Raw genomic sequence first — 19,872 nt, 5'->3', positions numbered from 1 at the left:
ACAATCGCCGCCAGCCGGCATGGCGCGCCAGAGCCTTCCTGGGCTGGTGCGATCACCAGGCGCTGCGCGCCAAGAGCAGCTGGCACAGCGCCTGCACCTTGGGTGAGGCATGGCGCGTGCGCGGGTAGACCACGGAGAGCGCGCGGCTGCGGCCTTCCAGCGCGGGCAGCAGCCGCTCCAGCCGGCCATCGGCCAGCGCATCGCGCACCGCAAACCCCATCACCTGGGCCACGCCCAGGCCGGCAATCGCGCCTTCGATCAACGGGTCACCACTGTCGAATCTGATCGCGTGGGGCGCGGGCCAGTCGATGGTGCTGCCGTTGGGGTGGCGAAACTGCCAGGGAACGGCAAAACCCCGGTAGTGGTTGTAGACCGACAGGCAGCGGTGCGTGGCCAGCTCTTGCAGGTTTTGCGGCCGGCCGTGGCGGGCGGTATAGGCCGGTGAGGCGACCGTCACCCAGTGCAGCGGCGGCAGCGGCCGGCCGATCATCCGGCTGTCGAGCAAGGGGCCGATGCGCACCGCAGCGTCAAAACCCTCGTCCACCATGTCCACCAGGCGGTCGGTGAAGCTGGCCTCGATCTGCAGACCCGGGTGCTGCTGCAGCAGCTGGCCCAGCAGGGGTGTCAGCACCATGCGGCCGAGCACCGAAGGCGCCGTCATGCGCAGCACGCCGGTGGGCTCGCAGCGCCGGTCCAACAGCTGCTGCTTGGCATCGTCCAGCCCGGCGATCAGCGCGGCACTGCGGTCGACCAGCAGGCAGCCATCGGGGGTCAGCGACACATTGCGGGTATTGCGGTGCAGCAGGCGCGTGCCCAGGTCGGCCTCCAGCTGTGCAATGGCGCGGGAGATGCGCGACTGCGTGGTGCGCAGGCTGTGCGCGGCCTGGGTAAAGCTCTTGTGCTCGGCCACCTTGATCAGCATCTGTACCGCGTTCAAATCCATGGATGGCTCCAGCAAGGGTATTGATTCATTTTTGCATAAGTAAAAGATATTTTTGCTATTTATCTTCGTTATTGATTTAAATACCATGGCGCCATGACCGGTCATCACCCGCCTGCAGGCACCCAGTGCTGCAGGTTTTCTGCGCGCAGACCGCGCCGCATGCTTTTTCCCTTGTCGGAGTGATGACGTGACCCTTGAAGAACCCCTGCGCCAGCCTGCTTTGCTGCGCCATCCGCGCGCCGCGCTGGCCTTGCTGTCGTTTGCGCAACTGCTGATTGCGCTCGACGCGACGATTGTCTTTGTCGCGCTGGATGCCATGGGCCAGCAGCTGCAGCTCGATGCCCGCCACCTGCAATGGGTCATCAGCGGCTACAGCGTGGCCTTTGGCGGCTGCCTGCTGCTGGGCGGGCGCTGCGCTGATCTGCTGGGCCAGCGCCGCATGTATGTGGCAGCGATGGCGCTGTTTGGCCTGGCCTCCTTGGCTGGCGGCTTTGCGCATCTGCCCTGGCAGTTGGTGGCGGCGCGTGCCGGGCAGGGGGTGGCAGCGGCGCTGCTGTTCCCGGCCACCTTGTCGATGATCAATACCTTGTATGCCGCAGGCGCTGCGCGCAACCGTGCGCTGGCCGTGTGGAGCATGGCCAGTGCCGGCGGCCTGGCGGCTGGCGCCTTGCTGGGCGGCTTGCTCACCCAGACCCTGGGCTGGCACTGGGTGCTGTGGGTGCTGGTGCCGATTGCCTGGCCCTGCGCGCTCGCCGCTGGCCGCTACCTGCCTGCGATGCCAGCAGTGCCGGCTGCACAGCGCCGCTTTGACCTGCTGGGCTGCATCAGCGTGACCGTCGGTACCAGCGCCTGGGTGGCGCTGCTGGTGCAGGGCCCGCAATGGGGCTGGGCTGACGGGCGCACACTGGGCCTGCTGCTGCTGGCGCTGGCCGCGCTCGGTCTATTCTGGCGCACCGAAGCGCGGGTGGCTGCGCCCCTGATGCCGCTGGCCATGCTGCGGGTGGGCAGCTTGCAGACCAGCATGCTGCTGGCCATGCTGTTCATGAGCAGCTACGGCGTGCAGTATTACTTTCTGGGTCTGTATTTTCAGCAGGTGCTGGGCTGGAGCCCGCTGCAGGCCGGCCTGGCCTTTGTGCTGCCGACGGCGGTGTGCACCTGGGGCATACGCCTGGCCGAGCGCGGCCTGGCGCAGCAGGGCACCCGCAGCGTGCTGCTGCGGGGCTGGGCCGCCGGAGTGCTGGGCATGGTCTGGATAGCTGCGGTGCTGCCGCTGGCCGGCAACTATGCCGGGCTGGTACCCGGCTTTGTGGTGATGAGCCTGGGCCAGGGTGCGAGCTGGACCGGCATGTGGGTGCTCGTGGGCCAGGGTATTGCGCCGGCGCGCCAAGGCGTGGCGTCCGGTGTGGCTGCCACCGCGCAGCAGGTGGGCGCGGCGCTGGGCCTGGCCTTGCTGGTGATGCTGGCGGCCGCGCCGCTGGCTGGGCTGGAAGGGGCTGGCGCTGAGACCATCCGCCAGGCCAATGCCCGGGGCCTGCAGCATGCGCTCTGGGGTGCCGCGGGCCTGGCCTTGCTGGCCTGGCTGGTATGTCTGCGCATGGCCAAGCCGCAGACCCAGTCCCGCAGTGCATCCCAGGAGGATGGCGAAGCAGCGGCTTGCGCCTGAGCCAGCTGCGCTGCGTCAGGCGGCGGCCTTAGAACCTGTTCAAAGTCTCTACGCAGCCGCGTTGGAGTGCAATCGGGATGAGTTCGAAGGGATGGAACGCAGCTTGCACCGGGGTGCAAGCAAGGGCCAGCGCGCAGAAATCGCCCGATTTCACTCCAACCCTTCGGGACAGTGGCTTTGCGCTGCCCGGGAAGGGGCACCCGGCGAGGGCCGACCGGGCAGGGGAGGTCTGCGTCGTTGCAAATCCTCGCAATAGCTGGGCTATTGCGGCGGTATTGCGCGGCTGGGCGCCCCCCTCGCATCCCATCTCGCAAAGACACTGTCGCGGCGCGAGGAGACTTTGAACAGGTTCTTACAGCGGCTGCACCAGGTAGACGCAGCGCTGGCCGCCGTCGAGCAGGTATTCGCTGCGCTCCAACGTAGCCAAGCCTGCGACCACCTCCTGGAACAGCGCCTGCTCCGAACGGCAAAAGCCCCGGCAGCTCTGTGCCGCAGCGCAGATGGGGCAGTGGTGCTCCACCAGCAGCCAGCCTTGCGGGTGGGGCTCGACATGGGCCATATAGCCCTCTTGCGTGCGGACCTCGGCCAGCTGCGCCAGGCGCTCGGGCAGTCCGGGGGCGGTGCAGGCCTGGCGGTAGCGGCTGCGTGATTGCGCTTCGCGCTCGCTGATCAGGCCGTCCATGCCCTGCTGGCCAAAGAGCTTTTCGATGGCGCCAATGAGCTGCACCGTGAGTTGCGCATGGGCATCGGGAAAGTAACGCTGGCCCGCAGCCGTCAAGGTCCACAGCTGGCGCGGCCGGCCCGCGCCCGCCGGTTTTTGCAGATCGGCCTGCACGAGGCCCTGGTCAGCCAGCTTGTTGATCTGCTGGCGAGCGGCCTCGGCCGTCATCTGCAGCGTGCGCGCCAAGTCGGCGGTGCTGGCGGGGGCCTGGCGCTTCAGGGCTTCTAGCATGCGCATGGTGGACGAGGGGTCGATGGGGAGCGATGGCATTTATTTATACAAGTGATAGCTTGTTTTATTGCTGAGAGCGTGGGATTATCAAAGACAATACTTGCATTATTTCACAACCAGGAATGGCATGGCATCCTCAACTTCATCACCCCTCACCACAGGCGCCGCGCCCGTGCCCGAAGCGCCTGCCGGCTGGGCCCAGCTGCTGGGCCGGCCCCATGGCCTCAAGGCGCTGGCGCTGACCGGCGCGGTGGCCATGCATGCGATCAATGTGCACATCGTCACCACGATCCTGCCTTCGGTGGTGCAGGAGATCGGCGGCCTGGCCTGGTATGCCTGGAGCACCACCTTGTTTGTCGTGGCCTCCATCATCGGCGCTGCACTGGCGGTGCGCATGCTGGCCGGCTGGGGCGCGCGGGGTGCCATGCTCGCAGGCCTGCTGGTGTTCAGCCTGGGCAGCCTGCTGTGCGCGATGGCGCCGTCCATGCCGATGCTGCTGCTGGGCCGGGCAGTTCAGGGCCTGGGGGGCGGGGCAGTGGGTGCGCTGAGCTACACCTTGATCCGGCTGGTGTTTCCGCCCGCGCTGTGGCCGCGTGCGATTGGGCTGATCTCGGCGATGTGGGGCGTGGCCACCCTGAGCGGCCCGGCGGTAGGCGGGCTGTTCGCCCAGGCCGGCCATTGGCGGCTGGCCTTTGGCGCCTTGTTGCCCTCGCTAGTGCTGCAAATGCTGCTGGTGCAGCACCAACTGGCCCCGCAGCGCCTGCTGCGCAGCACACCCGCGCAGGACGGCCGCATTGCCGGGCTGCAGATTGTGCTGCTGGCGCTGTCGGTGCTGTTGGTGGCGGCGGCCAGTGTGGTGACTGCACCGCTCTGGCAATGGCTGCTGGGCGCGGCAGGCTTGCTGGCCGGTGCGGCTGCGATCTGGCATGAGCGCCGCGCCAGCCGCCGCCTGCTGCCCGAGGGCAGCACGGCGCTCGGCCAGCCGCTGGGCATGCTGTACGCCGCCATCGCACTGCTGCTGGTGGGGACGATGACGGAGGTGTTTGTGCCCTATCTGCTGCAGCACTTGCATGGCTTGCAACCGCTGACGGCGGGCTATGTGACGGCTTTGCTCGCCGGCGGCTGGTCGGTGGCGTCGGTGTTGTTCTCGGGCAAAAGTGGCCGGGCCGGCAGGGCACTGATGCTGATCGGCCCGGTGCTGTGCACGTTGGCCCTGGTGGCCTTGGCGCTGGCCATGCCCTGGCAGGGCCAGGCGGCGCTGGTGGTCTGCGGCCTGGCGCTGGCTGTGCTCGGTCTGGGGGTGGGCATGGCCTGGCCCCATGTGCTCAATGCCATCATGCACAGCGCCAGTGCCCAGGAGGCCGACAGCGCCGCCTCGGGCATCACGATGGTGCAGCTCTATGGCATGGCAGTGGGCGCAGCGCTGGTGGGCCTGGTGGCCAATGCGCTGGGGTTGACCGCGCTGGGCGACCCGGCAGCGCTGGGCCGCTCGGCGCTCTGGTTGTTTGCCGTGTTTGCGCTGTTCCCTGCATTAGCGGCCTGGTCACTGCGGCGATTTTTGCGCCGTGCTGCAGCGCTCTGAGGCATAAAAAAACAGCGGAGCCACCTGCGTGGTCTCCGCTGTTGTGGCGGTGCAGGAGCGGCTGTTTAGCCCAGCAGCAGCGCATCATCGGCGAGTTTTTCGCCGCGCACCTTCTCGAACATCTGCAGCAGATCGGGCACGTCCATCTTGGCGCGTTCCTCGCCGCTGACATCGAGGACCACCTGGCCCTGGTGCAGCATCACGGTGCGGTCGCCCACATCGAGCGCCTGGCGCATGCTGTGGGTGACCATCATCGTGGTCAGTTGGCCTTCTTCGACGATGCGGGCGGTGAGTTTGAGCACAAAATCGGCGGTGCGCGGATCGAGCGCAGCGGTGTGCTCGTCGAGCAGCAAAATGCGCGAAGGCTGGAGCGCTGCCATCAGCAGGCTGACGGCCTGGCGCTGGCCGCCCGAGAGCAGGCCGATGCGGTCGGTCAAACGGTTTTCCAGGCCCAGGCCCAGCGTGGCGAGCTTTTCGCGGTAGAGCGCACGGTTGGCTTGCTTGACGGCCTTGGACAGGCCGCGAAAGTTGCCGCGCTCATGCGCCAGGGCCATGTTCTCTTCGATCGACAGGTCTTCGCAGGTGCCGGCCATCGGGTCCTGGAACACGCGGGCCACCTTGTGCGCGCGGTCCCAGACGGGCTTGCGCGTCATGTCTTCGCCGTCAATGACGATGCTGCCCGAGTCGACCATCAGGTCGCCGGAGATGGCGTTCAAAAAGGTCGATTTGCCCGCGCCGTTGGAGCCGATGACGGTGACGAACTGGCCGGCGGGAATATCCAGCGCCATGCCGCGCAGCGCGCGGGTTTCGATCGGGGTGCCGGGGTTGAAGGTGATCTTGAGGTCTTTTGCGCTCAGCATGTCTCTCTCCTTGTCAGTGCTTTTTCGCAAAACGACGTTTGAGCTGGGGGATGACCAGCGCGATCGTGACCAGCAAGGCGGTGACCAGGTTCAGATCCTGGGCCTTGAGGCCGATGAAGTCGCTGTTGAGCGCCAGCGCAATGAAGAAGCGGTAGACGATGGCGCCGAGGACCACGGCCAAGGTGGCCCAAATCAGCTTGCGCGAAGGCAGGATGGACTCGCCCACGATCACTGCTGCCAGACCGATCACGATGGTGCCGATGCCCATCGAGCTGTCGGCGCCGCCCTGGGTCTGCGCAAACAGCGCGCCGGCCAGGCCGACCAGGCCGTTGGAGACCGCCATGCCCAGCAAGATCATGCCGCCGGTGTTGACGCCTTGCGCGCGGGCCATGCGGGCATTGGTGCCGGTGGCACGAATGGCCAGGCCCCGCTCAGTCAGGAAGAACCAGTCCATCGCCAGCTTGGCGAGCACCACAATCGCGCACATCAGCAGCGGACGGAACACATAGTCTTCAATGCCGGCCGGTTGCAGCTGGTTGAAGAGCGTGGGGTCGTTGATCAGCGGCACATTGGGGCCACCCATGATGCGCAGATTGATCGAGTACAGCGCGATCATCATCAAGATGGAGGCGAGCAGGTCCATGATCTTGAGCTTGACGTTGAGCCAGCCGGTGATCAGGCCAGCGACCGCACCAGCCAAGGTGGCACCGATGGTGGCCAGAAAGGGGCTGTAGCCGCCGGTGATCATCACCGCGCAGACGGCGGCGCCCAAGGGAAAGCTGCCATCGACCGTCAGGTCAGGAAAGCGCAGCAGGCGAAAGGAGATGAACACACCGAGCGCGACCAGCGCAAAGATCAGGCCGATCTCGATGGCTCCCAAAAATGAAAATAAGGTCATGGAGTTTTCTTATCAGAGCTAGTCCGGATAACAAACAAGCCCCGCTTCTGGCGGGGCTGCGTCTTGTCACCCCCTGCGCTGTGCGGGTTGCACAGCCACAGGTGAGGCGGCATCCATCACTGAATGACTTTGGCAGCCGACTTGACCAGCTCGTCGGACAGCTTGATGCCTTGCTTTTCGGCGGCACCGGGGTTCACATGCAGCTCCATCTTGCTCGAGACTTCGGTCTTGATGTCGCCGGGCTTTTCACCCTTGAGGATGCGGGCCACCATGCGGCCGGTCTGCTCGCCCAGATCGCGGTAGTTGATACCCAGGGCTGCCACGGCGCCACGGGCGACGGAATCGGTGTCCGAGGCGACCAGCGGCAGCTTGGAGTCCTGGCCGACCTTGACCAGCGCTTCATAGGACGACACCACGTTGTTGTCGGTGTTGGTGTAGATCACATCGGCCTTGCCCACCAGCGAGCGCGCTGCGCTGGAGACATCGACGGAGCGGGGCGCTGCGGCTTCGACCAAGGTCATGCCCATCTTGGGCAGCAGCTCCTTGAGTTCCTTGACCACCACGGCAGAGTTGGCCTCACCGGGGTTGTAGACCATGCCCACGCGCTTGGCGTTGGGCACCACTTTCTTGAGCAGTTCCATCTGCTTGTCCAGCGCCAGCAGGTCGGAGACACCGGTCACGTTGTTCTTCGATGGCTCCCAGCTGGGCACCAGCTTGGCGGCCACGGGGTCGGTCACCGCGGAGAACACCACGGGCACGGTCTTGGTGGCAGCCACCACGGCTTGTGCCGAAGGCGTTGCGATGGCCACGATGGCATCGGGCTTGTCACCGACAAACTTGCGGGCGATCTGCGCGGCGGTGCCAGGATTGCCCTGGGCGCTTTGGTACTGCCACTTGAGGTTCTTGCCTTCTTCAAAGCCCTCGGCCTTGAGTGCCGCCTTGACGCCGTCGCGCACTGCGTCCAGCGCAGGGTGCTCCACGATGGCCGTCACAGCTACAGATTTCTGGTCTGCTGCCTGTGCGGGCGCGATGGCCGCGATTGCCAGTGCCACTGCGCCCAAGGGGGCCCAAGCCAATTTCTTCATGCGTATATCTCCGCCAGGTTTGTTGAATAGCCTGCGGTAGTGCCCCAGAGCCACTACCGCTTCATCTGCCCCAGTAACAACAGGTGGCAAACAGGTAGCAGCAGTCTACACTCCAGCACCCATGGGATGACACATTTGTGATCTATGGGATTGCCCTAGTTGCAGCCCTGCCTGAAAAGCTGTGCTGGCTTGCGCAAGTGGCCACATGATCGCAGTAATATTTCTCAAAATAGTATTTTTGATCAATAAAAATGTGTTTGGCTGAGAAATATGCAGCGCTGTGGCAATAAAACTGTGCGTGGAATTTGGCCTGCTGCAAAGCCAGCATGCGGCGATTTCCCGCACTGCGGGTAATCACCGAGGCGCAGATTCCTGATCGGGGCCGGCCCACTGCAAGGCGGCCTTGAGCAGGTTTTGGCGCGTCGCCAGCTGCTCGAGCGACGTGCGCATCTCCGGCTCGAGCTCACTGCGGCGGCTCAAGATCGAAAAGGATCTGGGGCCGGGTCCGGCCACCATCGCCCATTGGTAGTAAGGGTCGAGCGCCACGACGTAGTAGCTGACACCAAAGGGCCCGAAGCGGCTGATGCTGAAATGCACGGGTATCGGCAACTGGTAGTGGCTGCTCAGCGCCGCGCCCTTGGCATCGACCGGCGCCATGTAATCCTGCCGGCGGTCCCAGCGGTTGGACAGGGGGTCGTACGAGGTCGCTATCACCCGCACGCCACCGTCGTAGCGCTGCAGAAACTCATAGCGCTCCCGGGTGCGCAGCGCGTCCTGCGGCTCCTCGACCTTGGCGACCTTGTACCACAGGCCCATGAAGCGCTCCAGATCGAGGTTGGCAGCCGATACCAGGGGGGCAGGGGCAGGGGCCACCGCCGCAGCATGCGATGGCGCGGCAGCCTTGGGTGCCGCAGCAGGAGGGGGGCGCTTGGCGCGTTTGCTGGATGCAGCGGGCGCCGCATCCGCCGCGGGGGTGGCCATGCTGCCACCGGCCCAGAGCACGCCGGCCAGCAGTGCGCTTACCAGCTGGAGCAAAGGATGGGTCCGAGCATTGCCCGCCGGCACCCGGCCCTGGCAGGGGCTGGGTTGAACTGAAAGGCGTGGGAAGCGTGACCAGACAAACATAGGACCATTGTCTGCACGCCCGTCAGGGCGCGCTTGTCGGCCAAGTTCGGCAATCGATCGCGGGCCGGCCCGTGTTTGCCCTGCCATGGAAACCCGCAAGAAGCAGTGCTAACGGCGGTGTTTACATGCCCGTGTAGTTGGGGCCGCCGCCGCCTTCGGGCGTGACCCAGACAATGTTCTGGGTCGGGTCCTTGATGTCGCAGGTCTTGCAGTGCACGCAGTTTTGCGCATTGATCTGCAGGCGCTGGGCGTTGCCGCCCTGGCTTTCATCTGCCACGAACTCATAGACCCCTGCCGGGCAGTAGCGCTGCTCGGGGCCGGCGTACTGGGCCAGGTTGATCTGCACCGGCACGCTGGCATCTTTCAAGGTCAGGTGGGCGGGCTGGTCCTCGGCGTGGTTGGTGCCGCTGATGAAGACGCTCGAGAGCCGGTCAAAGGTCAGCTTGCCATCGGGTTTGGGGTAGACGATGGGCTTGCATTCCGACGCGGGCTTGAGGTAGGCGTGGTCGGGCTTGTCGCGGTGCAGGGTCCAGGGCATGTTGCCACGCAGCACAAACTGCTCGAGGCCATTCATGATGGAGGCGGTGACCAGGCCCTTCTTGAACCAGCTCTTGAAGTTGCGGCTCTTGTTGAGCTCGTCGTACAGCCAGCTCTTTTCAAAAGCGGCAGGGTAGGCACTCAGCTCATCGCCCTGGCGGCCCGCGGCAATCGCCTCAAAGGCCGCTTCTGCGGCCAGCATGCCGGTCTTGATCGCGGCGTGGCTGCCCTTGATGCGGCTGACGTTCAGGAAACCGGCATCGCAGCCCACCAGCGCGCCACCGGGGAACACGGTCTTGGGCAGGCTCATCAGGCCGCCGGCGGTGATGGCGCGCGCGCCATAGCCAATGCGCTTGGCCGGCTTGATGCCCTTGGACTCGTCGCCTTCGAGGTAGTAGCGGATGTTGGGATGGGTCTTCCAGCGCTGCATCTCCTCGAACGGAGACAGGTAGGGGTTCGAATAATCCAGACCGGTAATGAAGCCCAAGGTGACCTTGTTGTCGTCCAGGTGGTAGAGGAAGGCGCCACCATAGGTGTCGTTGTTCATCGGCCAGCCGGCGGTGTGCATCACAAAGCCGGGCTGGTGGCGCTGGGGATCGATCTCCCACAATTCCTTGACGCCCAGGCCATAGGTCTGCGGGTCCTTGCCTTCGTCGAGCTTGAACTTGGCGATCAGTTGCTTGCCCAGGTTGCCGCGCGAGCCTTCGGCAAAGATGGTGTATTTGCCATGCAGCTCCATGCCCAGCTGGAACTCGCCGGTGGGCTCGCCGTTCTTGCCGACGCCCATGTTGCCGGTGGCCACGCCCTTGACCGAGCCGTCGTCGTTATAGACCACTTCAGCGGCGGCAAAGCCGGGGAAAATCTCGACGCCCAGGGCCTCGGCCTGCTCGGCCAGCCATTTGACGACAAAGCCCAGCTGGACGATGTAGTTGCCTTCGTTGTGAAAGCAAGGGGGCAGCAGCCAGTTGGGGGTGCGCAGACCGGATTTTTCGCTGAGGAAAATCATCGCGTCTTCGGTCACCGGCTGGGTCAAAGGCGCGCCCTTGGCTTTCCAGTCGGGGATCAGCTCGGTCAGCGCGCGCGGATCCATGATGGCGCCCGACAAGGTGTGCGCGCCAGGCTCCGAACCTTTTTCCAGCACGACGACGGAGACATCGCTGCCTTTTTCCGCTGCCAGCTGCTTCAAACGGATGGCTGTGGCCAGGCCGCCTGGGCCGCCGCCGACGATGACAACGTCGTACTCCATCGACTCGCGGGGACCATATTGGGCCAGTATTTCTTCGTTGGTCATCGGGGCTCCGTACAAATTCTTTTCAAGCGGGTGGCAGGCATGCGGCAGATCTGAGCCTGGGTTGCATGCAGTGCCATGGATTTTATGAGGATGTTGCAGTGCGGTAACCGCCCTGATCCTAGGGTTAGCCCTAGATTTGGGCGCTTCTCCGCTCTGATTTCTGAGACAGGGGCTTTGTGCCTGTGAAAGTCGGCGACAAGGCTGGGGCGCGGACGCCTGCCACCTCACCGTAAGATGACAGTCTATGAAAATCTTGCTGCCTGACCACAAACGCTGGGTTCATGACTCGGTGATGGACGTTCGCTGGGGGGATATGGACAGTCTGGGCCATGTCAACAACACCGTGTATTTTCGCTACATGGAAAGCGCGCGCGTGGAGTGGCTGCGCTCTTCGCGCGACACGCCCCATGGCGAGGGGCAGGGCCCGGTGGTCGTCAACTGCTTTTGCAACTACCTGCGGCAGATCGAGTACCCGGCCCAGCTCGTCGTCAAGATGTATGTCAGCGATGCGGCGCGCACCGCCTTTGAGACCTGGTACCACATCGAAAGGCAGGATGCGCCCGGCGAGGTCTACGCCAGCGGCGGCGCCACCGTGCTGTGGGTGGATTTTGCGCGCCAGAAGGCGGTGGATCTGCCCGGCTGGATGCGCGGCATGGTGGAAGGCTGATAACACCGGATTTTGCTGCGTTTCGCTGGTTTGCTATGCAATATATAGCAAATCAAGACCTGTGGCAGTTTTGAGGTTGGCCGGTACCTGGCGTCATGCGATGCATCGCGCGCAGACATGAAAAAGCCCGGTGAAAGCCTTCCCTGGCGGGAAGTCTTGCACCGGGCTGAACACCTCAGGGCGAATCCGCGCGGGTCAGCGCAGATCAGTGGCGCGGCAGCGCGTAGGCGATCACATAGTCGCCCCGGTCGGGCGAGTTGCGTGCGCCACCGGCCGAGACCAGCACAAACTGCTGGCCCGTCACCGGCGACTGGTAGCTGATGGGCGTGCCCTGGCTGCCCACGGGCAGGCGGGCTTTCCACACTTCCTGGCCGGTGCCGGTTTCATACGCGCGCAGGTAGTAATCCTGCGTGGCAGCGATAAAGACCAGGCCGCCTTGCGTGGCCATGGTGCCACCGATGGTGGGCATGCCAATGGGGATGGGCAGGCCCATCTTGATGCCAAAGGGCCCCGTGTCCTTGACGGTGCCCACCGGCACTTGCCAGGCGATCTGCTGGGTCTTGAGGTCCACGGCGGTCAGCGTGCCAAAAGGCGGCTTCTGGCAAGGGATCTCCAGCGGCGACATGAAGCGCACCTTGGCGTTGATCGCGTAGGGCGTGCCATCGAGCGGCACCGGCTTGGTGATCGCAGCGGCCTCGTTGCCGTCGGACTTGGCGCCGGCGTCGGCCGGGTCGGCCTTGATCAGCTGCACTTCCAGGCCCACGCGCATGTCATTGATGAACAGGTAGTTGTTGGTCGGGTCGACCGAGATGCCCCCCCAGTTCATGCCGCCCAGCGAGCCGGGCAGGTTCAGCGAGGCATCGGTGCCCGGTGGCGTGAACAGGCCGGTGTAGCGCTTGGACTTGAACTTCAGGCGGCATAGCAGCTGGTCAAACGGGGTCGCACCCCACATGTCGGATTCGCGCATGTCATCGGCACCGATATTGGGCATGCCCACCGAGAAGGGCTGCGTGGGCGAGTAGGTCTCGCCGTCGATCTTGCCAGCGGGCACGCGGCGCTCTTCAACGGCGGTCAGGGGTTGGCCGGTCGCGCGGTCCAGCACAAAGATCTGGCCGGCCTTGGTGCCGAACACCAGCGCGGGCGTGGTCTTGCCGCCAGCACCGGGGAAGTCCACAAACGAGGGCTGCATCGGCACATCGAAGTCCCAGAGGTCATCGTGCACGGTCTGGTAGACCCATTTTTCCTTGCCGGTGCTGGCATCGACGGCCAGCATCGATGCGCCGTACTTGCGGTCCAGCGCGGTGTGCTTCACACCCCAGAGGTCGACTGCTGCGCTGCCCACGGGCATGAACACGGTGTTGGACTGCGGGTCGTAGGACATCGGTGCCCAGACATTGGGGGTCGAGCGCACATAGGTCTTGCCGTCGGCAGGGGCGGCCTGGTCCTCGGGGTTGCCCGGGTCAAAGGCCCAGCGCAGCGCGCCCGTCACCACGTCAAAGCCACGCACCACGCCACCAGGCATGTCGGTGCTGACGTTGTCGGCCACGCGGCCACCAATCACGATGGTGGTGCCCGCCAGGGTCGGGGCGGAGGTGGGGTAGTACTCGCCCTTGTCGGCGCCCTTGCCCATGCCGTTGCGCAAGTCCACGCGGCCATGGGTGCCAAAGTCTTCGCAGAAGGCGCCGGTGTCGGCGTCAAGCGCGATCAGCTCGGGCGCGACGCTGTTCATCAGAATGCGGCGCTGGCAAGCGGCGCCGGGCGCCACACTCACGGCCTGCACTGGCGTTGCGCCGGCCATGCTGGGCTGGCCGAGCGGCTGGGCCGCATCAAAATAGGCCAGGCCACGGCAGCGCATCCACTTTTTCTGCTTGGCATTGATCTCGGTCTTCCATAGCTCTTTGCCGGTGGTGGCGTCCAGCGCAATCACATTGTTGTGCGGGGTGCAGACAAAGACCTGGTTGCCAATCTGCAGCGGGGTCAGCTGGTCTTCAGCGCCGCCGCCGCCAGGGCTCACCGGCACATCGCCGGTCTGGTAGCGCCAGGCCTCTTGCAGATCCTTGACATTGCTGCGCGTGATCTGGTCCAGCGCCGCAAAGCGGGTGCCCCCTGGCGTGCTGCCATAGTGCGCCCAGTCGGCAGCTGCCTGGCCCTTGGCCACCGGTTGGAGCACGGTCGCATCCGATTTGGCCGACACCGAGGCGTGGGGCAGGAACATGCCGCCCACGGTAGCGAGGCAGGTCAGCAGCAGCAGGCCTGCGACCACGGTGGAGCCAGACTTGCCGGGCGCCTGGCCGCGCGCGCGGCGCAGCAACGGGAAGGACAGTGCCACCAGAATGCCGATACCGGCGAGCAGCAGCAGGCGCGAGACCAGGGGCCAGAAATCCAGGCCCACATCGGCCAGCGCCCAGACGGCGGTGGCCAGCAAGGTCAGCGCATAGAGCCAGGCGCCGCCGGGGCGCGCAGCGGCAATCAGCAGGCCCGAGAGGATCAGTGCAATACCGCTGATCAAAAAGTACCAACTACCCTGCAGTGCCACCAACTGGTAGCCATAGATAGCAAAGAACAGGCCTGAGGCCAGCAGGCACAGGCCCAGGAAAAGCAGCCAGGCCTTGGAAGCCAGGCTGGGTCGCTTGTTATGTTTATCCATTGTCACTATTAGGTTATGCGAATCGCCGCATCGCCGTGGGTAGGCGGATGGCGGGCCTGGGCCGCAAAGCCTCGCAGGCCCATCGCATGGGCTGGAGAGAGGCGCGGCTTGATCTATGTCATGTCCGCGACAGCGCATTATCGGCGCGGAGCAAAGCCGGGGAGGGCGGTAGGTGCAATTTTTGCCGGCGAGCTAAGTCCCAGCACTTGCAAGCAAACACCAGTGCAGCGTGGTGTGACCCAGCGACCGGTATCCGGTCGGCCCGATTAGGCTCAAGAAGCGTCGGCCTTGGGCAGCGGCGCCTGCCAGCGCGCGATAAACCAGAAATAAAAGCCCGCTGCTGCAAAGATGGCCGCCATCACGCCCAGCAGCAGCTGCATGTCGGGGTTGTGGGCATAGGGCCCCCAGATGACCCGGCCCAGCAGCACAGCCACGACCACGGCCGAAATCACCGCGCAACGCCGGTTGCGTGCCAGCACCCGTTTCTCGGCCTGCGCAATGAACAGCTCGGCGTGCTCGCCGCTAAAGCCCGCCGCATCCAGCTTGGCCAACAAGTCTTCGCGCGACTTGCCTTTGAGGATGTCGCGTGCCAGCAGAAAACGAAGAAATTTGTTGGATGCGGAATCGGCCATGGTGTGAGGAGAAAACAGCAGGAAGGAGCGTAGAGCGCGCGCAGGCGCAGGCCGCCCATTGTGCCTGCCTTGGCGAAGCCCTGGATAAAGCGGGCTTGAACCTAGGGTAAACCATATATTTCGTCAATAGATATGTAATATATGACTAAATGACTAGTTAAAAGGAATAATATGACGCTTTAATATATTCATTTTGACAATGCTTGGTTGTAACATTTGTCCATCATCCACCCTGATCAGAGAGCCTGACATGAGCGACAAATCCAGCAAAAAGACCGCCCAAACCTCCTCCTCCAGCGCCGCCAAGGCCGGTGCCGGCGACAAGAAAGTCACGATTTTGGGTGCCGGCAAAATCGGCTTTGCGATGGCCGTGCTGCTGCAGGCCGCCGGCGGCTACCAGCTGCGCATTGCCGACCAGTCCAAGGCGCAGCTCAAGGCCGCTGCGGCGCTGGGCCTGGAGACCGTGCATATCGGCAAGGGTGGTGACCTGTTGCCTGCGGTGCAGGGTCAGTTTGCCGTGCTCAATGCGCTGCCTTTCCACATGGCCACCGAGGTGGCCGGCATCGCTGCCGCCCATGGCGTGCATTACTTCGACTTGACCGAGGATGTGCAGTCCACCCACGCAATCCGCAAAATCGCCGCCAAGGCCGGCAGCGTGCTGATGCCCCAGTGCGGCCTGGCTCCCGGCTTTATCGGCATTGTCGGCAACGACGTGGCCAAGCATTTCGACACCTTGCACGACCTCAAGATGCGCGTGGGTGCGCTGCCCCGCTACCCGCAGGGCAGCCTGCGCTACAACCTGACCTGGAGCACCGAAGGCCTGATCAACGAGTACATCAACCCCTGCGAAGCGCTGGTGGATGGCCAGCCGCTGACGGTGCATGCGCTCGAAGGTCTGGAGACCTTTGCGCTGGACGGCATCGAGTACGAGGCCTTCAACACCAGCGGCGGTCTGGGCACCTTGACAGAGACCTGGGCGGGCAAGGCGCGCAATGTGGACTACAAGTCCATCCGCTACCCCGGCCACTGCGCCATCTTGAAGATCTTGCTCAACGAGCTCAAGCTGCGTGACAAGCGCGAGCTGCTCAACGAGATCTTCGACAACGCCATTGCCGCCACGCGCCAGGATGTGATCGTGGTCTTTGCCAGCGCCACCGGCTACAAGGGTGAGCGCCTGATGCAGGAGTCCTACTCGGCCCGAATCGTGGGCACCACCGTCGCTGGCCATGCACTCACTGCCATCCAGCTGACCACCGCTGCTGGCATCTGCTGCGCGCTGGACCTGGTGGCCAGCGGTGTGCTGCCGCAAAAGGGCTTTATCGCGCAAGAGTCGATCGAGCTGGCGGACTTCATGGCCAACCGCTTTGGCCAGTACTACCGCGTGCAGGATCTGAATGCATCGCTGGCAGCCTGAGCACTGAGGGCAGGGCCGCGCCCCTCGCAGCTCGCCCGGCGAGCGGCTGCCAACTCCTGCGCAAAGGCCTGGCGACAGGCCCGGCGACCGGGCGCTCTCCGGTGTGGGGTGCATACATCTATCCGCTAAAAAATGGCTGCTTTCGTCGCTGCAAGGGGACGAAAGCAGCTATTATTTTTGTAGTTTCAGAAAGTATGTGCTGTGACTAAATGCTAGTCATCGCCCACTTCTGTACTGCGCGATAGATGACTTGTATCAAGCAATGTCTCTGCGGTGATCGATAGCGATTGCTTTGTTGCGCAAGCCAAGATAGATTGCGTCGGCTCCTCACACAAGTTGTGACGTTAGTGACCAAATAAATCGAATGGCACGGTTGCTGAAAGCGCCGCATGGTTTGTCATGCGGCTGCGGGCAGCGTTTTGCTCTTTGTGGGGCTTTTCAGTACACATGCGGCCTGCAGTACCCTGGGGAATGGGAATGCCTGGCTCAGATACCAAGGAATCGTCATATGGCAGATCACAACTCCAACGAAACGCTTGCCAGTCCGTCCCGGCGCAAAGTGCTGGCCCGCATGGGCCTGGCGGCAGGCTCGGGGATGGTCTTGTCGCTGCCGCATATCGCCAGCGCGGCAGCGACGCCGCTCAAGTGCGCCGGCGCCTATACCGACACGCTGTTCCACACCCGCAATCTGACGCAGTTTGCGCGTGAAGCCAATGGCCTGAGCCAGGGTGGTCTGCAGATCGAGGTGGTCTCCAATGCCAAGCTGATGCCGATGAACCAGGTCATGCCTGCGCTCAGCAAGGGTGATCTGGCGATCGGCGAGATCTTCATGTCGAACTTCAGCGACCAGTACCCCGCCTTTGCCATCGACTCGCTGCCCTTTATCGTGCGCAGCTTTGACGATGCCAAGCGCCTGTGGGCGGCCACGCGCGAGCCGATCGAGGCGCTGCTGAAAAAGCAAGGCATTCGCCTGCTCTACACCGCACCTTGGCCGGGTCAGGGCCTGTTCTCGCGCACGGCGGTGAACAAGCTCGACGACGTCAAGGGCCAGAAATTCCGCGTCAACAACGTCGCCTCCAAGTACATTGCCGAGGTCGCCGGTGCGACCCCGGTCGACACCCCGGCCAATGACCTGGCCAAGGCTATCCAGGCGGGCAAGGTTGATGTGATGCTGACATCGAGCACCACCGGCGTGGACAGCCAGTCCTGGAACGCGATGGGCATCTTCATCGACATGCGCGCCTGGATTCCGAAGAACCTGATCCTGATGAGCGAGAAGAGCTGGTCGGGCCTGACCGACGGCGCCAAGACGGCGCTGGACACTGCCGCCAAGCAGGCCGAGGCGCGCGGCTGGCAGTTGGCCAAGGATGCCGACGATGCCGCGCAGAAGGTGCTGGTCGAGCATGGCACCAAGATCAGCCAGCCGTCCTACGAGCTGCGCCGTGCGCTGGACTTGATGGGCGAGAAGTTCGCCCGCGAGTGGTCGTCCAAGGCCGGTGTCGATGGTGCTGCCGCCTTGCTGAACTACTACTTCCCCAAGAAGTAAACCCTTGGCATGTGCCTGCGGGCCTGCATGCCTGCCCCGGTGCACCAGAGATCAAAAAACCGCCGATGCGCCTGTCAAGGGCAGCGGCGGTTTTTGCATGCTGGCGCTGCGATTTACTTGGCGTAGATATGCGCAATCTCGGTGGCGAACTTCTGCATGAGCTGCGGGCGGCGCAGCTTGAGCGTAGGCGTCATCAAGCCGTTGTCGATGGTCCAGGGTTCGGTGACCAGGTAGACGGCGCGCGGCACCGCATACTTGGCAAGGCCCTGGCACTGCGCGGCGATGCGCTCCAGCGCGATCTTGCGCACGGCGCTGGCCTGCAGGCTGACGCTGTTGTCCGGGTCCAGACCCAGGCTGGTGGCCAGCTGCTTCCATTCTTCGCGGTTGACGACGGTGACGCAGGCGATAAAGGGCTGGTGCTCACCGACGACAAAGCTTTGCTCGAACAGCGGATCGGCGCAGAGCGCCTGCTCGATATCCGAGGGCGGCACCTTCTCGCCGGTGGCGGTGACGATGATCTCCTTGATGCGGCCCACGATGCGCACTTCGCCACCTACCAGCTCGGCCTGGTCGCCGGTGCGCAGCCAGCCGTCGTCAGTAAAGGCCTGGCGCGTGTCTTCCGGGCGGCCCCAGTAACCCATCATGATATTGGGGCCGCGTGCCTGCAGTTCCTTGTTCTCGCCAATGCGCACTTCCATGCCATCGAGGGGCTTGCCCACCGTGGATGGGTCGTTGTGCTGCAGCGAGTTGGCGCTCAGCACCGGCGAAGTCTCGGTCATGCCAAAGCCCTGCAGCACATTCAGGCCCAGGCCCAGAAAGCTGTGCGACACCACCGAGGGAATGGCCGCGCCGCCGGTCACGGCAATGCGCAGCCGGCCGCCAAACAAATCCAAAATGGGCTGGGCCACTTTTTTCTGCAGCAGCGACCAGGGCAGCCAGCGCGCCCAGCCGCCTTGCGGTGCATCGGTATTGGCCAGGCCATGGGCCTGGCAGTGGCGCGCCCAGCCTTTGGAGACGGCTGCGGCAAAGAGCGCGCGCTTGAGGGCCGACCTGGTGAGCTTTTCCTGGATCTTGGCGTAGATGCGCTCGTAGATGCGGGGCACGGACACCAGGATGGTGGGGCGGATGCTGAGCATGTCCTCGGCCAGCAGCGCGACCGAGCGGGCATAGACCACCGTGCTGGCGACTGCCATCGGCAGGTAGTAGCCGCAGCTGCGCTCAAAGGTGTGCGATACCGGCAGAAAGGACAGAAAGACATCGTCCTGCGTTGGCACGACACGGCCGAGCACCGCCTTGACGTCGCTCAGCACATTGTGGTGGCTCAGCATCACGCCCTTGGGCTTGCCGGTGGTGCCGCTGGTGTAGACGATGGCGGCCATATCCTGCGCTTCTGGCGCCTGGTGGGTCTGTGATGGGGTGCTGTTGCCATCGGCCTCGGCCAGCCAGTCCTGCAGACGGACCAGGCGTGGCAGACCTTCGCTGCTGGCCAATACCGGGATCGCTGCTTGCTGCGGGTCATCGATCACCACGCAGCGCAGCGCGGGCAGCGGCGTGCCAGTCGCCACGATCTGCTCCCAGGTCTCCAGGCGGTTGATGAGCAGCAGCGAGGCGGCCGCATCGGCCAGGATAAAGGCGATATTGCCGGGGTTGTCATTGGCATGCAGCGGCACGGTGGCGCAGGCCTGGGCCATGCCGGCCTGGTCGATACAGATGGCGTGGACACTGTGCGTCAGCAAGGTGGCAATGCGTGCGCCGCGCGCCAGCTGCAGGCCTTGCAGCGCCTGGCCCCAGCGTGCGACCTGGGCCTGCATATCGGCCCAACTGAACGATTGCCAGGCATCCGTTGCGCTATCAAACCAGCGGTAGGCTTCGCGCTCGGGGCTGTGGTTGCAGCGGTAGGCAAACAGCGCGGGCAGGGTGGTCAGGGCGCTGAGCTCAGGGGCCAGCGGCGCTGGAAGTTGGGCGTTCATATCTCTGTCGTTCTCCTCGGGTGTCATCATCGCATTGGCGCGCCGTGGTTTGGGCCATGT

The 19,872-nt window shown here is 64.3% G+C and carries 15 protein-coding genes; 5 read left to right on the top strand and 10 right to left on the bottom strand.

The annotated features are described in order from the left end of the window. Nucleotides 1-52: 52 nt before the first annotated feature. Nucleotides 53-943, bottom strand: a complete 891-nt coding sequence (locus F0Q04_RS16260; protein WP_182342140.1) for a LysR family transcriptional regulator — start codon at nucleotides 941-943, stop codon at nucleotides 53-55. 187 nt (nucleotides 944-1,130) lie between these two features. Between F0Q04_RS16260 and F0Q04_RS16255 the strand changes: the two genes are divergently transcribed. Further along, nucleotides 1,131-2,606 (top strand): MFS transporter, encoded by a 1,476-nt coding sequence (locus tag F0Q04_RS16255; protein WP_182342137.1) that lies wholly within the window; start codon nucleotides 1,131-1,133, stop codon nucleotides 2,604-2,606. 352 nt (nucleotides 2,607-2,958) lie between these two features. Here F0Q04_RS16255 and F0Q04_RS16250 read toward each other — a convergent pair whose 3' ends face one another. Beyond that, the gene (locus F0Q04_RS16250) at nucleotides 2,959-3,597 is read right to left on the bottom strand and encodes a helix-turn-helix transcriptional regulator (RefSeq protein ID WP_182342134.1); all 639 of its coding nucleotides are present in this window, start codon (nucleotides 3,595-3,597) and stop codon (nucleotides 2,959-2,961) included. A gap of 88 nt (nucleotides 3,598-3,685) precedes the next feature. Here F0Q04_RS16250 and F0Q04_RS16245 point away from each other — a divergent pair, with 88 nt between their 5' ends. Next, entirely contained in the window at nucleotides 3,686-5,140 is a 1,455-nt protein-coding gene (locus F0Q04_RS16245; protein WP_182342131.1) for an MFS transporter, read from the top strand. A gap of 65 nt (nucleotides 5,141-5,205) precedes the next feature. On the opposite strand, the gene F0Q04_RS16240 is transcribed toward F0Q04_RS16245, so the two are convergent. From F0Q04_RS16240 to F0Q04_RS16220, 5 genes are all read right to left on the bottom strand, one after another. Further along, nucleotides 5,206-6,000, bottom strand: a complete 795-nt coding sequence (locus F0Q04_RS16240) for an ABC transporter ATP-binding protein (RefSeq protein ID WP_116924162.1) — start codon at nucleotides 5,998-6,000, stop codon at nucleotides 5,206-5,208. Between the two features lie 13 nt (nucleotides 6,001-6,013). Beyond that, nucleotides 6,014-6,898: an ABC transporter permease gene (locus F0Q04_RS16235; protein WP_021025995.1), complete on the bottom strand. Its 885-nt coding sequence runs from the start codon at nucleotides 6,896-6,898 to the stop codon at nucleotides 6,014-6,016. A 116-nt stretch (nucleotides 6,899-7,014) separates the two neighbouring features. Then, entirely contained in the window at nucleotides 7,015-7,983 is a 969-nt protein-coding gene (locus F0Q04_RS16230; protein WP_116924161.1) for an ABC transporter substrate-binding protein, read from the bottom strand. A 354-nt stretch (nucleotides 7,984-8,337) separates the two neighbouring features. Continuing rightward, the gene (locus F0Q04_RS16225; protein ID WP_182342128.1) at nucleotides 8,338-9,018 is read right to left on the bottom strand and encodes a lipocalin family protein; all 681 of its coding nucleotides are present in this window, start codon (nucleotides 9,016-9,018) and stop codon (nucleotides 8,338-8,340) included. A 211-nt stretch (nucleotides 9,019-9,229) separates the two neighbouring features. Beyond that, nucleotides 9,230-10,936 carry an electron transfer flavoprotein-ubiquinone oxidoreductase gene (locus F0Q04_RS16220; protein ID WP_116924158.1) on the bottom strand — a complete coding sequence of 569 codons (1,707 nt, stop codon included), beginning with the start codon at nucleotides 10,934-10,936 and terminating at the stop codon, nucleotides 9,230-9,232. 244 nt (nucleotides 10,937-11,180) lie between these two features. On the opposite strand from F0Q04_RS16220, the gene F0Q04_RS16215 reads away from it, so the two are divergent. After that, nucleotides 11,181-11,603, top strand: a complete 423-nt coding sequence (locus F0Q04_RS16215) for an acyl-CoA thioesterase (protein WP_116924157.1) — start codon at nucleotides 11,181-11,183, stop codon at nucleotides 11,601-11,603. Between the two features lie 205 nt (nucleotides 11,604-11,808). Here F0Q04_RS16215 and F0Q04_RS16210 read toward each other — a convergent pair whose 3' ends face one another. Both F0Q04_RS16210 and F0Q04_RS16205 read right to left on the bottom strand, forming a co-directional pair. Beyond that, entirely contained in the window at nucleotides 11,809-14,250 is a 2,442-nt protein-coding gene (locus F0Q04_RS16210; RefSeq protein ID WP_116924156.1) for a membrane-bound PQQ-dependent dehydrogenase, glucose/quinate/shikimate family, read from the bottom strand. Nucleotides 14,251-14,522: 272 nt separating this feature from the next. Next, nucleotides 14,523-14,882, bottom strand: a complete 360-nt coding sequence (locus F0Q04_RS16205; RefSeq protein ID WP_116924155.1) for a hypothetical protein — start codon at nucleotides 14,880-14,882, stop codon at nucleotides 14,523-14,525. Nucleotides 14,883-15,132: 250 nt separating this feature from the next. On the opposite strand from F0Q04_RS16205, the gene F0Q04_RS16200 reads away from it, so the two are divergent. Further along, a complete protein-coding gene (locus F0Q04_RS16200) occupies nucleotides 15,133-16,296 on the top strand; it encodes a saccharopine dehydrogenase family protein (protein WP_116924154.1) in 1,164 nt (387 codons plus the stop codon). Nucleotides 16,297-16,804: 508 nt separating this feature from the next. After that, nucleotides 16,805-17,842 carry a TRAP transporter substrate-binding protein gene (locus F0Q04_RS16195; RefSeq protein WP_116924153.1) on the top strand — a complete coding sequence of 346 codons (1,038 nt, stop codon included), beginning with the start codon at nucleotides 16,805-16,807 and terminating at the stop codon, nucleotides 17,840-17,842. A 113-nt stretch (nucleotides 17,843-17,955) separates the two neighbouring features. Here the strand turns inward: F0Q04_RS16195 and F0Q04_RS16190 are convergent, their stop codons facing one another. After that, nucleotides 17,956-19,812 carry an AMP-dependent synthetase/ligase gene (locus F0Q04_RS16190; RefSeq protein WP_182342125.1) on the bottom strand — a complete coding sequence of 619 codons (1,857 nt, stop codon included), beginning with the start codon at nucleotides 19,810-19,812 and terminating at the stop codon, nucleotides 17,956-17,958. Nucleotides 19,813-19,872 lie beyond the last annotated feature (60 nt).

Source organism: Comamonas koreensis (assembly GCF_014076495.1).
Lineage (GTDB): Bacteria > Pseudomonadota > Gammaproteobacteria > Burkholderiales > Burkholderiaceae_C > Comamonas > Comamonas squillarum.
Note: the sequence above shows the minus strand (reverse complement) of the source record. Positions and strands in the feature narration are given on the sequence as shown.

Excerpts from the sequence above, each read along its gene's own strand:
- F0Q04_RS16260 (WP_182342140.1), bottom strand. The coding sequence starts at position 943 with ATGGATTTGAACGCGGTACAGATGCTGATCAAGGTGGCCGAGCACAAG.
- F0Q04_RS16250 (WP_182342134.1), bottom strand. The coding sequence starts at position 3,597 with ATGCCATCGCTCCCCATCGACCCCTCGTCCACCATGCGCATGCTAGAA.
- F0Q04_RS16245 (WP_182342131.1), top strand. The coding sequence starts at position 3,686 with ATGGCATCCTCAACTTCATCACCCCTCACCACAGGCGCCGCGCCCGTG.
- F0Q04_RS16240 (WP_116924162.1), bottom strand. The coding sequence starts at position 6,000 with ATGCTGAGCGCAAAAGACCTCAAGATCACCTTCAACCCCGGCACCCCG.
- F0Q04_RS16235 (WP_021025995.1), bottom strand. The coding sequence starts at position 6,898 with ATGACCTTATTTTCATTTTTGGGAGCCATCGAGATCGGCCTGATCTTT.
- F0Q04_RS16230 (WP_116924161.1), bottom strand. The coding sequence starts at position 7,983 with ATGAAGAAATTGGCTTGGGCCCCCTTGGGCGCAGTGGCACTGGCAATC.
- F0Q04_RS16220 (WP_116924158.1), bottom strand. The coding sequence starts at position 10,936 with ATGACCAACGAAGAAATACTGGCCCAATATGGTCCCCGCGAGTCGATG.
- F0Q04_RS16215 (WP_116924157.1), top strand. The coding sequence starts at position 11,181 with ATGAAAATCTTGCTGCCTGACCACAAACGCTGGGTTCATGACTCGGTG.
- F0Q04_RS16210 (WP_116924156.1), bottom strand. The coding sequence starts at position 14,250 with ATGGATAAACATAACAAGCGACCCAGCCTGGCTTCCAAGGCCTGGCTG.
- F0Q04_RS16205 (WP_116924155.1), bottom strand. The coding sequence starts at position 14,882 with ATGGCCGATTCCGCATCCAACAAATTTCTTCGTTTTCTGCTGGCACGC.
- F0Q04_RS16200 (WP_116924154.1), top strand. The coding sequence starts at position 15,133 with ATGAGCGACAAATCCAGCAAAAAGACCGCCCAAACCTCCTCCTCCAGC.
- F0Q04_RS16195 (WP_116924153.1), top strand. The coding sequence starts at position 16,805 with ATGGCAGATCACAACTCCAACGAAACGCTTGCCAGTCCGTCCCGGCGC.
- F0Q04_RS16190 (WP_182342125.1), bottom strand. The coding sequence starts at position 19,812 with ATGAACGCCCAACTTCCAGCGCCGCTGGCCCCTGAGCTCAGCGCCCTG.